The 16017-nt window shown below is 47.6% G+C and carries 15 protein-coding genes; 2 read left to right on the top strand and 13 right to left on the bottom strand.

Annotated elements, in window-relative coordinates; all coding sequences use genetic code 11:
* Nucleotides 1–33 precede the first annotated feature (33 nt).
* The 11 genes from K5677_RS10335 to murC form a co-directional block, all read right to left on the bottom strand.
* Nucleotides 34–2316, bottom strand: a complete 2283-nt coding sequence (locus K5677_RS10335) for a penicillin-binding transpeptidase domain-containing protein (RefSeq protein WP_296727636.1) — start codon at nucleotides 2314–2316, stop codon at nucleotides 34–36.
* 54 nt (nucleotides 2317–2370) lie between these two features.
* The gene (gene mreD / locus K5677_RS10330) at nucleotides 2371–2949 is read right to left on the bottom strand and encodes a rod shape-determining protein MreD (protein WP_296727634.1); all 579 of its coding nucleotides are present in this window, start codon (nucleotides 2947–2949) and stop codon (nucleotides 2371–2373) included.
* A complete protein-coding gene (mreC, locus tag K5677_RS10325; protein ID WP_296727631.1) occupies nucleotides 2939–3805 on the bottom strand; it encodes a rod shape-determining protein MreC in 867 nt (288 codons plus the stop codon). Before mreC ends, mreD begins: the two co-directional genes overlap by 11 nt.
* A gap of 11 nt (nucleotides 3806–3816) precedes the next feature.
* Nucleotides 3817–4833 (bottom strand): rod shape-determining protein, encoded by a 1017-nt coding sequence (locus K5677_RS10320; RefSeq protein WP_019678277.1) that lies wholly within the window; start codon nucleotides 4831–4833, stop codon nucleotides 3817–3819.
* Between the two features lie 271 nt (nucleotides 4834–5104).
* Complete coding sequence (locus tag K5677_RS10315) at nucleotides 5105–5368, bottom strand: DUF4321 domain-containing protein (RefSeq protein WP_296727628.1); 264 nt, start codon at nucleotides 5366–5368, stop codon at nucleotides 5105–5107.
* Between the two features lie 31 nt (nucleotides 5369–5399).
* Nucleotides 5400–5837 (bottom strand): dUTP diphosphatase, encoded by a 438-nt coding sequence (gene dut, locus K5677_RS10310; RefSeq protein WP_296727626.1) that lies wholly within the window; start codon nucleotides 5835–5837, stop codon nucleotides 5400–5402.
* Nucleotides 5837–7867, bottom strand: coding sequence for a U32 family peptidase (locus tag K5677_RS10305; RefSeq protein ID WP_296727625.1), 2031 nt, complete (start codon nucleotides 7865–7867; stop codon nucleotides 5837–5839). The genes dut and K5677_RS10305 overlap by 1 nt, the downstream gene beginning before the upstream one ends.
* Complete coding sequence (locus K5677_RS10300; protein ID WP_296727623.1) at nucleotides 7867–8229, bottom strand: cell division protein ZapA; 363 nt, start codon at nucleotides 8227–8229, stop codon at nucleotides 7867–7869. The genes K5677_RS10305 and K5677_RS10300 overlap by 1 nt, the downstream gene beginning before the upstream one ends.
* A gap of 89 nt (nucleotides 8230–8318) precedes the next feature.
* Nucleotides 8319–8819 (bottom strand): hypothetical protein, encoded by a 501-nt coding sequence (locus K5677_RS10295; protein ID WP_296727621.1) that lies wholly within the window; start codon nucleotides 8817–8819, stop codon nucleotides 8319–8321.
* Nucleotides 8820–8843: 24 nt separating this feature from the next.
* On the bottom strand, nucleotides 8844–9425 hold the full coding sequence (lexA, locus tag K5677_RS10290) for a transcriptional repressor LexA (RefSeq protein ID WP_296727619.1): 582 nt from the start codon (nucleotides 9423–9425) through the stop codon (nucleotides 8844–8846).
* Between the two features lies 1 nt (nucleotide 9426).
* Nucleotides 9427–10845: a UDP-N-acetylmuramate--L-alanine ligase gene (gene murC, locus K5677_RS10285; protein ID WP_296727617.1), complete on the bottom strand. Its 1419-nt coding sequence runs from the start codon at nucleotides 10843–10845 to the stop codon at nucleotides 9427–9429.
* 287 nt (nucleotides 10846–11132) lie between these two features.
* Between murC and spoVG the strand changes: the two genes are divergently transcribed.
* Nucleotides 11133–11438: a septation regulator SpoVG gene (spoVG, locus tag K5677_RS10280; protein ID WP_296727615.1), complete on the top strand. Its 306-nt coding sequence runs from the start codon at nucleotides 11133–11135 to the stop codon at nucleotides 11436–11438.
* A gap of 40 nt (nucleotides 11439–11478) precedes the next feature.
* On the opposite strand, the gene K5677_RS10275 is transcribed toward spoVG, so the two are convergent.
* Nucleotides 11479–12015 carry an NUDIX hydrolase gene (locus K5677_RS10275; protein ID WP_296727614.1) on the bottom strand — a complete coding sequence of 179 codons (537 nt, stop codon included), beginning with the start codon at nucleotides 12013–12015 and terminating at the stop codon, nucleotides 11479–11481.
* Nucleotides 12015–14543, bottom strand: a complete 2529-nt coding sequence (locus tag K5677_RS10270) for a YfhO family protein (protein ID WP_296727612.1) — start codon at nucleotides 14541–14543, stop codon at nucleotides 12015–12017. The genes K5677_RS10275 and K5677_RS10270 overlap by 1 nt, the downstream gene beginning before the upstream one ends.
* 327 nt (nucleotides 14544–14870) lie before the next feature.
* Between K5677_RS10270 and K5677_RS10265 the strand changes: the two genes are divergently transcribed.
* Complete coding sequence (locus K5677_RS10265; RefSeq protein WP_296727610.1) at nucleotides 14871–16001, top strand: cysteine desulfurase family protein; 1131 nt, start codon at nucleotides 14871–14873, stop codon at nucleotides 15999–16001.
* Nucleotides 16002–16017: the final 16 nt, after the last annotated feature.

The following is a 16017-nucleotide window of genomic DNA, read 5'->3' as shown; positions in this document are numbered from 1 at the left end:
AAAAGCCGATGTGAAAAACACATCGGCTTTATATCAATATGTCACAGGCTCCTGCGGCGGATCAGTAGCGTAAGCATTGGGATCAAACGGCGGAGTTGCAGGCTCTGTCGGTATAACAGGAGGCTCAGTCCACGGCTCGGTAGGAGCAGCAGTCCACGGTTCATACGGAGCCGCTGTATAAGGCTCGGTATAGGGAACAGTGGATATATCCTCTGATGCCTGTGTAATAGTTGTAACAGTTGTTGTTGTGACTGTTGTAGTGGTAGTTGCAGTTGTTGTGAGCTCGGGGCGCCATTCATCGGGGAGCTTCTGCTTTGTGGGCTTAACTCCGCCAAGTCCGTAGCACTCCTGATAAGCAAGGATAAGGTCTCTTATCATATACTTTGAGTACTCACCGCTCTCGATAACACCTGCAAAGGCTATTTCGGGATCGTTTGCAGGAGCAAAGCCGATGAAGAACGAGTTCTGCTCGTTGAGGTTGCGTCCTGTCTGAGGAGTACCCGTCTTGATAGCCACATCAAAGCCTAAGTTGCTGAGAGAATATCTGGCAGGCATACTGTGCGAAGCGTCTATCATACCGCCTACTATATAGTCATAGAGGTCCGGAGTCTTTATTTCTATCTTATTGGCGATAGTTGGCTCGGTCTTCTTGATAAGGCTGCCTGAGCCGTAGCTGTAATAGCTGTCAACGAGATAAGGCTGATACCTTACACCGCGGTTGCCGATAGTATTGGCAACTACAGCCATTTGCAGGGGAGTCATACCGCAGTCCTGGTTACCGATACCTGCCTGTATAACGTATCCGACGTACCATTCCTGACCGTGCTCCTTAAATGTCTCGGGATTACAGAGATAACCCTCTGCGTCACCTGTTTCGATGCCTGTATGCGAGCCGAGACCGTAGAGCTTTGCGTACTCGGTTATCTTGTCAATACCGAGCATACGTGACAGCTCATAGAAATACGAGTTGCATGATACCTCGATAGCGTGTCTTACAGTGATATTGCCGTGAAGTCCCGTACAGGAGTAATGTGTTCCGTAGAAATCATATCCCATGTTGCAGACCAGAGGAGTACCGCCTGTTACAACGCCCTCGTTAAGACCTGCCGTAGCAGTAATGGTCTTGAAGGTAGAGCCAGGTCTGTAGAGACCGTAGCTGCATCGGTTTACAAGGGGAGTATCCTTTGCTTCAAGGAAATACTCATAGTTTTCAACGTAGTCCTTCAGATTATAGGTCGGAGCAGTCGCCATGCCCTTTACAGCGCCTGTTTTAGCATCAAGAACGCATATAGCTCCGCAGTTTCCCTTCAGTACGCCGGGATTAGGATTTATGGCAGGGAAGGTGTTGTTCAGGAAATTATCCAGTATATTCTGGAGCTTTATCTGATAAGCACCGTTTACGGTGAGCTTGACAGTTTCGCCCGAGGTAGCTTCGGTGATAGTTTTTACGTCACGGACAACTCCGTCCTTGACAGCTATCTGCTCCTCACCGTTGATGCCGCGGAGCGGAGTTTCCATAGCAGCTTCGATACCGCTCTTTCCGAGTATATCGTTATAGCTGTAGCCTTTTGATTTCAGTTCGTCATATTCCTCGGCGTAGATAGGACCTACCGTACCTATCTCATGGGGGAGTATATCGCCGCGGACTATTTTTCGCTCGGAAGCGTCCACAGCCTCAATGCCGCGGTAGAAGTTTCCAAGCTCCTTCATGTCGATAACAGTCTGCTCGTCAACGCCCTTTGCGAGGAGCAGGTCATTGCTGTAAGAGAAGTCCTTGTCTATCATCTGATAGCGCATACCTGCGATGATACGCTTTTCCTCGTCGGTGTATTTCTCGTCTATCTCATAGTCTGAGATGAGCTTGTCTATGCAGTTTTCAGCGGTAGCATAAACATTGAGGTTGAGGTCAGAGATAAGCTCATCTGTGTCGCTTGACATAAATATATATGGCTTTGTAAAGGATATTGGTATGCTTTCCTTGAATTTGTAGCCATGCTTTTCAAGCTCTCTGTAGATGCCGAGAAGAGCCCTGTTGCCCTCCTGCAGGTCAGTTGGGAAGAACGCCATCTGGAGCACAAGGTCTGTACGTGCATCGTTGGTAACGATGACATTTCCGTCATAGTCTATTATCTCACCGCGTGTCGCCTTGATACCCTTTTTATATGTCAGGGTACCCGGCTCATATAGCTGGGGAGTACCTATATCCTTATCGCCGACTACCTGTATCTTCATAAGTCTCAGGGAACTCAGCAGGGCTAAAAGCACTACCAGAAGTATTATTATGATAGATTTCAGATTTTCTGCAAATCCTTTCAAAAAGTCTGCCTCCTTTATGATTATGACCGCACCTTTAGGGTGCGGCCGTAAAGTTTATCTTCTGTTTTCTGACTGAATATTGGTATTTATCGCTTCTTCTATGGTAAGGTGTTCCCTCGGCATGAGGAAGCGGTTCACAAGCTTCAGCACAAGATACACAAAGACCGCCGATATTACAGTGTAAATCCAGACTCTCAGTGAGACCTTTACGAATATCCGCCCCACATTTTCATACTCCCATATCTGGTAGTAGAATTTATAGTCCAGCCAGCACTGTATGTAGGATACCACGGTGGTGATGAGCATATAGTTTATGAAACGATTTTTGAGATACAGCTCAAATATCAGATTTGCCAATATACAGAAGAAAGTGAGCACAACGGCATTGTAGCCGAAAAGCTTGCCGCAGCAAATATCAGTGAGAAAGCCGCATACAGCTCCGGTAACAGCCGAGCCGTACATATTATTGTTCACGGCAATACCTATACTCATTGGAACAAGTATCATCGGCTTATAAAGAGTGCCCGAGGTCATGATGATGAAGCTCACGAAAATGAGCAGATAATACAGTACCCAGCGCAGGGTCGTCTTGAAGCGGAGGATATGCTGCTCACGGGTAGATCTAATCCTCATTTTCTTCGTCCTCCTTCTTGCCGCTGAAATCGGTTATAACGATGACAGAGGTAAGACGGTTTACGTCCACACATGGCTGTATATCAGCGCAGACTGACAGTCCGTTTGAATCAAAGCCTATTTCTAAGATAGTGCCTATGGGGTAATCCTTTGGGAAGAGACCGCTGTTTCCGGCGGTTATCATAAGGTCGCCGCGCTTGAGCTTGTTCTTTTTTGGAACGTGAATGAGCTTGGTCTGACCGTTTTCAGATGACAGCACATTACCCTCGATAATGCCCTGATCGGCATTTGATGATGAAGCCACAGCGGCAACCGAAAGGTCAGGGGAGAGAATAGTTCTCACGGTGGAAACGTGCTTAGACACTTCAACAGTTATGCCAACAAGTCCCTCTGATGTGACAACGGGGCAGTTTACCTGTATTCCGTCCGCAGTACCCTTATCTATAGTGAAGGATTTGAACGGATCATTTGTTACATATCCCAGGACCTTGCAGGGCTGAGAGAGCAGATAGTCCTCGTGTTCTTCCTTTATGGAAACGAATTTGCGAAGCTCCTCCACCTCAGCCTTGATAGCGTCATATTCAGTCAGCTGAGCATTGAGTTCGCCGATCTGTTTCTTTAGCCTTTCGTTCTCCTCTATATACTTATCCGCGTTTGAGAGCTTATCCACGGTATGCTCCATTTTACGGCTTATGCTGTTTGAAGCAGCGCGGAAGGGCTTGGTCAGTGTGTTGATGAAGGAAGCTCCCGAAACGGAATAACCGCCCCTTGTGACGGCATAAACCATCATGCCCACAAGAAAGGCGAGAAAACCGACCATGACCTTGAATCTGGTGCTTTTCAAAAAATCACGCATGGAGCCTCTCCTTAATAGTACTTGACGTTTTCGGTGAGAGCGTCCTGATAATCGCTGATATTTTCAAGTATCTTGCCCGTACCCTCGGCAACGCAGTCAAGGGGGTATTCTGCGATATATACAGGCATACCTGTTTCGCGGTTTATGAGTTTGTCAAGACCGCGGAGCAGTGCGCCGCCGCCTGCAAGGGTGATACCGTGGTCGATTATATCTGCGGAAAGTTCAGGCGGAGTTTCCTCAAGAGTTGACTTGATAGCGTCGATAACTCTTGAAAGAGGCTCAACGAGAGCGTCACGTATCTCCGCAGAGGTAACTGTTATATTCTCCGGCAGACCATTGAGAAGATTTCTTCCCTTTATCTCCTGAGACTCCTCCTTCTCGCTTGGGAAAGCAGAGCCTATATCAAGCTTGATATTTTCTGCGGTGCGTTCACCTATGAGGAGGTTGTACTTCTTCTTGATATAGTTGATGATAGCCGCATCGAATTCGTCGCCTGCGCATCTTACCGACCGTGAAGCAACGATGCCGCCCATTGAAATAACGGCTACCTCGCTGGTGCCGCCGCCGATATCAACTATCATGCTTCCTGCCGGCTCGTTAGTGGGGAGACCTGCACCGATAGCGGCAGCCATAGGCTCCTCAATGATGAGCACGTTGTTTGCGCCTGCTTTTTTGCAGGATTCGCGGACAGCGCGTCTTTCAACGGCAGTAACGCCCGAGGGGATACATATGATGACATTTGCCTTTGTGAAAAAAGTACCCTTGAGAGCCTTTCTTATGAATTCCTGAAGCATGGTCGTGGCGATGTCAAAATCGGCGATAACGCCGTCTTTAAGCGGTCTTACGGCAACGATAGAGCCTGGGGTGCGTCCGATGACGTCCTTGGCTTCCTTACCGACATAGCGGCATTTATCCGTTCTGGTATTCACGGCAACTACTGAGGGCTCTCTTATTATTATACCCTTTCCCCTCATATATACAAGGGTATTAGCAGTACCGAGATCAATGCCAATATCTTTTGTAAACATTTTGCAGCTCCTTAAATCTTGCTATATTTCTATTCATTCAAGTTGTATTATATCACATTAGCGGAGCTATGTGGTATAATTGCCCGATACGCAGGGAGCAGATCTTTGATTTGCGTATCTGCGAGGGCACATAAGATAATTATATCACCAACAGGAAATATGTACAAGTTAATTTTACAAGAAATTTCCCATATCCGCCTTTTTAGTGTAATACGGTAACTTAAACGCGGCAAGGTGATGAAAAACTGTCAAAAAGGACGATGATCAGCTATTATTTGTCAGGAACGACCTTTGGTGCAGTCTTTATGTAAGCATAGATAGCTATAGCGATGAAAATTACCTGTGCAACGCTGATGCTCATGGAAATACCGAAGGTCAGCACAAGGATATCGGTATCAATGAACTTGTCAAGGTTGAAGGCGAAGCTTCTTGAATAGCCAAGCCATGCGAATGAGCCTGATGCTACATTGCCGAGAACACCGCCGAGAACGCAGGCACAGATGAGAAGAAGCAGAAAGTAGAGTGTCTTTTTCATAATTATATCTCCAATCTTTTGTTATTCATATTCAAATGCCTGATGAACCGAAGCCGCCTGCGCCGCGCTCTGTTTCCGAGAGCTGGTCGCTGACCTCGATTTCGGGCATTAAGATACTTGTAGGGATAAGCTGAGCGATGCGCATACCGTGCTCCACAGTAAAGGGTTCTTTGCCGTGGTTTATAAGCGGCACGAACCATGCGCCGCGGTAATCGCTGTCCACGACTCCAACGCAGTTTGCAAGAGAAACGCCGTATTTCGACGAAAGTCCCGAGCGCGGATAGATGAGAAGCGCGATGTCCTCACGGTCGGGCTCTGCGGTGATACCGAGGGGGATCATTTTTATTTCTCCTGCTTCGATAGTTACGGGAGCATCAAGGCAGGCACAAAGGTCGAGACCTGCGCTGCCCTTAGTAGCGCGTGAGGGGATAACCGCTTTTGGATCAAGCTTTTTGAAGGTAAGTTTCATTATTGTATACCTCTGTAGTAAAGTCCGCGGGTGATGTTTCCCTGCGGCTTGCGTCCGCTGAGTGCAGAGCGCACCTCATCGGCGGTCTCGTACGAGAGATAGACCACACCAAAGGCTATATTCTTCATCTCGTCGAGCCTGTCAGTCATACAAAGTCTGTCTGCGTTGAGTATCTCCGCATAGTCGGCGGTACAGACCACCGGAAGCTCTCTGCCTGTGCGGTCAATGAGCTTTTTGATGCATTTGCCGCAGCCGGTTTCATTCTTTATGGGGCAGTTCCTTGTGAGCATAAGGGGAAGTCTGCCGTAAACAACAGCTCCCAACGGCATATCGGGGGCAAGGTCTGCTATCTGTTCAAGAGTAGCCTCCACTGAGAAAACGCAGTCCTCAAGTCCGAGGATATTAAGCATTTTCACACTGTAGGAATTGTATGCGTTGAGAGTAAAGCAGCCGTGGAGCTTAAAACCAAGCTCCCTGCCGATAGCTATGCAGTCGGGAGTGTGGCAGTAAAGCCTGTCTATCCCCATAGCTTTCAGCTTTTTCAGCCTCTCTGCAAGCTTGTCCTCATTGGCTATGAATCGGGGCGGAGCGATAATTACTTTGTCACTGTCCACGCCGCCGAGCATTTCCTCACTGATGATGCTCTCCTGTACTATTACGTACTCAGAAAGCTCAGCTGCCGCCGATACCTGTTCGGCTGTCCGGCAGTAGGTCCTGAGGGGAAGCTTAGTCCTTTCAGGAGGCACTATGGCTGTTGAGCGGGGCACATAGTCGGAAATAGTATATTTTGGAGTATTTTTATTTATTATGAGGTCTGTAAGCTGTTCGACAGCTGTTCTGCGAAGCTCGTTGAGCTTTCCTGCCGGAACAATAAGTCCCTCGTCAATCTCGGCAGTAAGCTTGCCGAAGCTGAAAACCGTATCGCCCAGCTTTGAGAGCTGTTTCGTAAGCATATCCGTATCTGTAGGACGATTCAGTGCTCTTTCGGGGACATCGCCCTGAGCAGATGCTGAAATATCGCTGCATACAGCAGTTATGATCACTGGCTGTCCCTCTTTTATGACAGCGTGGAAATCAGCAGTATAAGCCTTGCGTTCAAAACGATAGAGCTCATGTATTTTCGGGATAAGCTCATGGGCTGAGATAACATCGTCCTTTTCACGGACTCCGAACATATCCTGCCTTTTTCCTGTGAAATAGCCATCGGTAAAGCCTCCCCGTGAGAATACGCCGCGGAGCAGCTTCATATCGGGAGCTTCACCGTCAAGAGCAGCTTTCAGCTCATGTACTGCGGAAGCCACATATTCGGGGCGCTTCATGCGTCCTTCTATTTTGAAGGAATCCACGCCTATTTCCGCAAGTTCACGGGCATAGGGGAGAAGTGAAAGATCCTTCAGCGATAATGCCGCCTTATCCTTGTTACCTGCGGCAGAAAATGGCAGCCTGCAAGCCTGTCCGCAGCCGCCGCGGTTTGCGGAGCGCGAGCCTATCATAGCCGACATATAGCACTGTCCCGAAACAGACATACAAAGGGCACCATGAACGAATATCTCGGTCTCTATGCCAACATTGCAGATACGGGAAATAGTTTCCCTGTCAAGCTCACGGGCAGGAACAACTCTTGCATAGCCCAGCTTTCTGAGCATTTCAGCGCCTGCTGCGGTATGTACGGACATCTGCGTAGAGCCGTGGAGCACTGCGTCGGGAACACAGCGTCGAATGAGAGCCGCACAGCCCCAGTCCTGCACGATAAAGGCGTCAACACCGCATTTTGCGGCAGCCTTTATATATTCGCAGAAATCAGCAGCCTCGCCGTCGGATACAATAGTATTCACAGCAAGGTCAAGCTTTGCGCCGTACTTATGGCATAGTCTCGCAGCTTCTTCTATCTCATCAAGGGAGAAATTAGCAGCACTGCTTCGTGCTGAGAAGCGCTTTCCGCCGATATATACGGCATTCGCGCCTGCGCGGAGAGCTGCACGGAGAGTTTCCATGCTGCCTGCGGGTGCCAGTATTTCGGGCTGCTTCATTAAATGCTGTCGCTGAGCTGCTTGAGCTTGACCATATTCTCAAGCTGTATTATCTTGGATTTGAGCACCTCTATCTCCTTCTGGGCAGCGTCGCGCTCAATGCGTGTTCTGCCAGCTTCGTCAACGTACTCCTTAGTCTGGTCGCGGATATTGTCAAGGCGCTGATTAGCCTTGTTGAGGTCGTCGAGGAGAGCCATCGACACCATTATGGAAGCAGCATAGGGTGAAGAACCGCTTGCTGCGGTGATCTCATTGATCTTGGTTTCAAGTGCTCTTGCAAGAGCGAAAACATAGTTAGGAGCTTCTGCGGTCTTGATCTTGTACTCCTTACCGCAGATGATCACTTTTACTTCATTAAGCATTTGCATCGTCCTTTCCGTGGTGTATTTTAAACCAATTTACATTATACACTATTTTTTGCAAAAAGGGAAGTGGTTTTTTGAAAAAATTTTTATTTACGGGATACAATAATAAAAATACATATATTGACAATAAAGAGCAAAATCGAAGCGATATTTAATACATATTTTTTTCTTCCCATTGCTTTTTTTACAAGGTACAGGTCTCCGTTTCCAAAGAAAGAGCACAGTACCGAGTATCCAGAGTCGCTTACAAGAAATATGGCGGACATTATCCATAAGAATAGTCTTACATATCCGCTGGGAAGCAGCAGATAAACGAAAACAAGGATATACGCTGTCAGCGTTGTTCCGATGATGCCTGCAAGAGACATATATATCCATGCTTTCGGGATATTCTTGTTATTCTCATCGCTTATTTTTTCCTCGTTTTCAAAGGTGACTTTGGTTCCGCCGTGATAGCTGAACCATTGTACGCTTACAAGTTTAAGACCTGCCTTCTGACCGGCTATGATGTGGAAAAGCTCATGGGAGACATGGTAAAGCAATCCTGAAACGGCTAAGAAAATAATTATCAGAGCATATATTTTCATAAGAAACAGAGTTCATAGGCTTTATCAGTAGTACCGTTTCAAGCCTATTACCTTGCCGAGGACCTCCACCTCGTCCACGATGATAGGCTCCATAGTGGTATTCTCGGGCTGAAGGCGGTAGTGTCCCTTTTCCTTGAAGAAGCGCTTTACGGTAGCCTCCTCACGGTCTATGAAGGCAACGACTATATCGCCGTTTTCAGCGTAGTTCACGCGTTTGACGATGACTATATCACCGTCGAGGATACCTGCGTCTATCATGCTTTCGCCCCGTATTTTCAGGGCAAAGAGCTCCTGAGGGTCAACGCCGGGAGCTTCAAAGCCTATATAGCCTGTGATGTCCTCAACAGCTGTGATAGGCTGACCTGCGGTGACTGTGCCCATAACTGGGACAGAGATAGTGCCGCTGTTTGGCAGGCGCAGAGTGCGGTTGAGGTTGCCTGTTTTCTCGATAAGTCCTTCACGGACAAGAGTTTCTATGTATCTGTGAGCTGTGGACGTGGACTTGAAGCCCATAGCGTCCATTATCTCTCTTACAGAGGGGGACATACCGTCGCTGAGACGGGATTTTATATAGTTGAAAACAGCTATTTCCTTATCTTTAAGCATATTATTTCTCCTCCGAAAGCTTTTTCAGTATCATTTTTGCTATTTTGTAGGCATCGCCGCAGCCGAGAGTGATAACGAGGTCGCCCTCCTGCACGTGTTCACAGACATAGTCGCATATCTGCTCAAAATTAGCGTACTTACGCTCGTCCGTCCATTCTGCGGATTCGTCCTGTGGGAACCATATGCAGCCCGGTATTTTCTCCGCAAGGTGACGAGTGAAGATACCGTAGGTGTTCTTCTCGCGGCTTCCCATTATATCGGTGAGAACTGCGTGGTCGGGTATCTGTAATACCCTTGCGAAGTCGTCCAGCAGGAGTTTTGTACGGGAGAAGGTAAATGGCTGGAATATCGCCCATACATGGCTGAAGTTCATCTCCATAGCGGCATTGAGGGTAGCTTCAAGCTCTGTGGGGTGATGAGCGTAATCGTCAACGACGGTTATGCCCTTCTCAAAGCCCAGCTTCTCGAAGCGGCGCTTAGCTCCGCGGAAATCCTCCAGTCCCTTCTGAATGAACTTAAAGTCCACACCAACGTAACGGGCAGCAGCTACAGCGGCAAGAGAATTGAGCACATTGTGTATTCCTGCAACGTGGAGAGTCACAGTGCCCAGCTTTTCGCCCTTGTACATAGCGTCATAGGTGGTAAGGAGACCGTTTTCGTGCTTTACGTTCTCAGGATAGTAGTCGCAGGAGCTGTCTCTGCCGAAGGTTATTATTTCCTTGCCGCTTATGCCCTCTAAGGACTTCATTGAATTTGCGTCAGAGCCGTTTATGATAATGCACTTTGAGGTGTTTTCATTGAATTTATGGAAGGATTTGATGATATTTTCAAGAGTTCCGAAGTAATCAAGGTGATCTGCGTCGATGTTGAGTATAACGGATATATCGGGGAAGAATTTGAGGAAGTGATCCTCGAATTCGCAGGATTCGCATACCATGATATCGCTTTTGCCTGCCACGCCGCTTCCGCCTATGCAGGGCAGCTTTCCGCCTATATATGCTGAGAGGTCAACGCCTGCGGTGAAAAGTATCTGAGTGATCATTGATGTCGTGGATGTCTTGCCGTGAGTACCCGAAACGCAGATAGCGTTGTCGTACCAGCTTGTTACGATACCGAGAAGGTCTGCTCGTTCAAGTACGGGGACTCCGCTTGCTCTTGCGGCAACAAGCTCAGGGTTGTCAGCCATTATAGCGGCGGTGTGTACGATCAGATCTGCACCCTCGATATTCTCGGCTCTCTGACCGATGAATACGGGTATCCCCATTTTTCTTACTGCGTCAAGAGTTTCTGTCTCGTTGTTGTCAGAGCCTGTAAGGTAATAACCCTGAGAGTGAAGTATCTGAGCGAGGGGGTACATACCCGAACCGCCTATGCCGATGAAGTGAATGTGCTTTTTGCCGTTTAAGATATTGATATTCAAAATGATCACCTTTCTTAAATAAATGAATATACTGACGGTAGCAACAGAGCTGCCGATTATCAACGCTGAGGATAGGATATGCGGATTTCACCGCATATACACAGAATCATAATAAATTTTTCGTCTTAAATCTGTAAAACAGCTTGCAATTTTACAAAAAAACAGTTATAATAGTTTATAGGTTTACTTACTGTTTGAGTTTATTGTTATAACAGTAAACTTTATTGACGTTTAATGCTGACATTTATATCGTACATAAGGAAAAATACAAACAAGGAGAATATCTTATGGAAATTACAGATGTTAAGATCAGAAAGATTATGTCCGAGGGAAGACTGCGCGCAGTAGTTTCTCTTACTCTCGACGATATGCTTGCAGTGCACGATATCAAGGTCGTACAGGGCGATGAGAGACTTTTCGTGGCAATGCCAAGCCGCAAGGACGAAAACGGAGTTTTCCGTGATATCGTTCACCCGATCTCACCCTCTGCAAGAAAGCTTTTTGAGGAGTCTATCCTTGAGGCTTATGAGAGACAGCTTGCTGTCATGGAAGCTGAGGAATCAGATAATTCTTCTGATGAGGCTGAGAACTGAGAACGGACATCTATCAAGACCTGCCGCATGGCAGGTCTTTTTATATTCCGAGGATACGTGCGGCTTTGAGGATAGTTACCTGTGTTTTGCCGTCGCGGATAGTGCCGTCCATTACCTGCTTTACAGCCTCGGAAAGGGGGATGCGCTCGACATCGAGGAACTCGTCTGGGTCAAGGTTCTGACTGCTGAATGTAAGTCCCTTTGCAAGGTACATATAAGTTACCTCGCTGTTATAAGCAGGAGTCGGGAGCATTTCACCAAGATATACGTATTCCGAGCAGGTATAGCCTGTTTCCTCAAGAAGCTCACGTCTGCCGCATACGGCGTGGTCTTCGCCCTTTTCAAGCTTGCCTGCGGGGACCTCTCTTGTGACCGTCTGAAATGGATAGCGGAACTGCTTGACAAGGAATATCTCGTTATTGTCGGTTATGGGGATAACACATACTCCGCCGTGGTGGTGAAGAACGTCGCGTACAGCGGTCTTGCCGTTTTCAAGCTCTGCTGTGTCATGAGTTATAGTGAATATAGGTCCCTCATATTTTACGTCGCTTGTAAGTGTTTTTTCCTGTAAATGCATTATTTTCTCTCCTTTTTGAAGAGGCTGTCGCAGTATTCCTGCGCTGCCTGTATCTTTTCACATGATGTATAATCGTAGTAATGCTTCATATCGCTGAGACCGCTGCGTCTGCGTCTGAATAAAAGCACATATATAACAAGAACAGCCGCAGAGCAGAGGCTTATTATGATACCGATGCGGAGATATGGTGTTTCGTAGCGGAAAACGATAGTATTCTCGCCTGTATCAGCTCTTACAGCCATGAAACCTTCATCAACACGCTCTACATCGGCAGGAACGCCGTTTACCTCTGCTGTCCAGCCCTCACTGTAGGGGACGCTGAAAAATACCAGCTGGGGCTTGCTGAGGTCGATGACTGAGGTGAAGCCGCGGGAATCAAAGGTGAAGCTCTTTGAACAGCACATACGCTTTTCCTTGCAGAATACAGTGTAGGTGCTCCGCGACAGAGCAGAGGAATCATTCATTTCGTATTCGGTGAGTATATCGCTGTATTTCTCTGCCTGCTTGTCACTCAGCACAAGTGCTTTCATGAGCAAATTCTGGCGCTGGAGCTTTGACTTGCTGTCGGCGTCGGCTTTTCTCACGTAATTGTCGTAGCCGAAGCCCATAGGGATATACAGCTCGTTCTCATATATCTCGAAGTGTTTGTTTTCGCCGATATACTTGAAGCTTGGCAGCTCGTCAGGTATTATCACCCTGCTGGTGTCCTCATCGCCGTTTGCGGAAGCCTTTGACGATGAAGCTGAAACAGCGGTGCTTTTCATGCTTTCGGAAAGAAGCTCCTTATAGCTGCAGCCTTCTGTCTTTTCCTTGTAGTAGTATTTTACCGAGAACAATCCGCGGAGGGGATAGCTGCTCAGGTCAGGTCTGGATGCTACATCGCGCTGTATGCCAATAAAGCTGTAGAAATCCATGATAGAGGTGCAGACAACGCTCTGGAAGGCTCTCATTGAGGGCAGCCCCCATATCATGGGATAGTTGTCGCAGTTTTCGGAAATATCTATGCGGAAGAAATTATCCTCTGTGACCTTTTCGTATACACCGCCGCCGCCCTCGATAGCTGAGCTTATATATTCACGTGAACTTCCGATGGTATTTGCTCCGTAAAGAGAGGTGGTCAGGATACAGATAACAGAGGCGGCAGCTGTAGCAGCTACCATTATCTTTGTTCTGAGAGTGCCTTTTTCCTTTCGGCGGAGTATGAAAAACGTGCATATGAGAAAAACTACTGCCACACCTATGGTAAGGTAGAAGTACAGCACATCGTCTGCCATAGTGAAGAGCTTTGCTTTTTTGCCGTCCTCTGGTTTTGCAGGGAAAGCTCCCATGACTGCAAGAGCAGCCACCATGACAGCGCAGAAGCGCAGTCCGAATTTGCCGTTGCAGTTTTCGTCGTCAAGAGTATGAGCGGTCATCATAGCCATAATAAGTATTGGCATATAGAACCACCGTGCGTAGTAGTATGAGTTAGCTGCCTGAAAAAGGCTGTTGAGTACTGGAATAAATGCGAATATACCGCAGCAGACGAGGAGCCTTGCAGCCCAGTGCTTTTTGTGCATTCGCATGAAGGAGAGGACTCCGACCATTGAGAAGAGGGGCAGATAACCGCCGATAGAAGCCCATTTTTCGTAGTCTGAGCTGAGAAGATTTGGGTATGCAGGGGGATCTGACGGCATAAAGAAGCATTGTATTATCCTCGGGATAAGAGTTTTGTCGTAGTATGCCACCATATCCGCGCCGTAGGCGTGTTCGCTTATCCTGTAGTTCCCCATGAGAGCCATAGCTGATGGGAGCAGGATAAATGCTGCCATAAGTGATCCGATGACTGCTTCAAAAACAAGTCCGAAGAACTGCTTCCATGATGTATGGAAATCCCTGCATCTCATACGGAACAGGTAGTAAAGCACAAGAAATACCGCCTGACCTGCGAAGAAGTAGTAGTTCACGCAAGCCATAAGTGCAGTTGTCAGAGCGAAAATGCCCTTGCGGCGGCAGTTTATGTTCTCCTCCATAGCAATGAGCATGAGAGGGAAGAAGGCGGTGACGTCCTGAAAATGATTGAAGAATATGTTGTACACCTGAAATCCCGAAAAGGCATAGAGCAGAGCTCCCGTAAGAGCAGCGTTCTTGCCGCGGACGAATCGGCGTATATAAATGTATGCTGTCAGCGAAGCGAAGCCGTGCTTCACAGCCAGCAGGAAAGGCATTGAGTAGATGACCAGTCCTCTCGGAAGTATGGTGCTGAGCCAGAAAAACGGGCTTCCGAACAGGTAGAACGAATAGGACGTCATAAAGTCTGAGCCTAAGTCGGTGAACCAGTTCCAACCGAAGCTGCCGCTGCGGACAGCGTTGTTTGCAAGGCTGTAAAATGGTATCTGTTGGGCGTTGTAATCGCCGAAATATATGAAGTATCCGCGCTCGGTGAAAATCATTGGCAGGGTAGTCAGCAGCAGCGTGACAAAGCCTATGAGGAACGCAGAAAGGTATTTTTCCTTGTAAGAGCGTATATTACCGCAGCTCTTTTTCACAGTGTTTTCCTCCGTAAAATTAGATATACATATTGATTATATCATATTGTCATAAAAAAAGCAACAAAAATCGAATATATTTTCGCGGCGAGCCGACGCTTTAAAAGTTGAGGGTGGAGAGTGAAGAGTTGAGAGTTAATGTGTTCGCTCCGCTCACCTTATTTAATTAATGTCGCCGCAGGCGACTCCGCAACTTTCAACTTTCAACTCTCAGCTCTCAACTCTCAACTAACAAACTCGGTTTGATAGTGTGAAAAACTTGCTTTATTTTATAAAGTATGCTATAATAAAAAGAATGCTACTATAAATGAATGAAGGGAACATAAAATGGAAGTTTACCTTGATAATGCGGCGACTACAAAGCCATGCGCAGAAGCGGTTGAGGCGGCGGTGTCAGCCATGACCGAAAATTATGGGAATCCCTCGTCCCTGCACAGGGCAGGCCTCAATGCGCAGCTCATAGTGGACAGCGCAAGAAAAGCGATTGCTGACAGTATCGGCACTGAGAAGGACTGTATTTACTTTACCTCTGGAGCTACCGAAAGCAACAATCTTGCTCTCCGCGGAGCTTCTGCGGCTTACGGGAGAAAAGCTAAGAAAATAGTTATTTCGGCTGTAGAACACGCCTCTGTTGAGGAAACTGCCGCTGACCTTGAGAAAAAAGGCTTTGAGGTAGTGCGCATTTCTCCGCGTGAGGACGGGCGCTATTATGCGGCGGACTTTGTGAATGCCTGCGATGACAGTACCTGCCTCATCAGCATGATGTATGTCAACAATGAGACAGGATATATACTTCCCGTCAAGGAGACATTTTCAGCTGTAAAGCGCCGCTATCCCAATATAATAACTCATACGGACTGTGTACAGGCTTACATGAAGCTGCCTGTAAAAGCGAGCGCTTTGTGCGCTGACCTTATATCCCTCAGCGGTCATAAGATACACGGCGGCAAGGGCGTTGGCGCACTTTATATAAAAAAGGGAGTCCGTGTGCTTCCGGTCATCACAGGCGGCAAGCAGGAAAAGGGCATACGTTCGGGTACTGAGAGCGTTCCCATGATAGCGGCTTTCGGAGCGGCTGTGAAAAAGCTTGTCCCCACTATCACTGAGCGTTATGAAAAGGCAGACGCATTAAAAAAGTACCTGCTTGGCAAGCTTAGCAGTATCGGAGAAGCTGTAGTAAACTCTCCCGAGGACGGCTCGCCTTATGTGGTGAATATCTCGGCAGCAGGCAAGCGCTCGGAGATAATGCTCCACTTCCTTGAAAGCAAAGGGATATATGTTTCCAGCGGCTCGGCTTGTTCAAAGGGACAGCAGAGCGGTGTTCTCGGACAGTTCGGCATACGTGACAAGCGCGCGGACAGCGCACTTCGCATCAGCATGACCGCGGAGACTACAGAAGCTGAGCTCGATATGTTCTGCGAGGCTCTCCGTGAGGGCATGGAAAAGGTAAGAGGTTAATACCATTATAATAGTA

The sequence above is a fragment of the Ruminococcus sp. genome, assembly GCF_024684275.1.
Note: the sequence above shows the minus strand (reverse complement) of the source record. Positions and strands in the feature narration are given on the sequence as shown.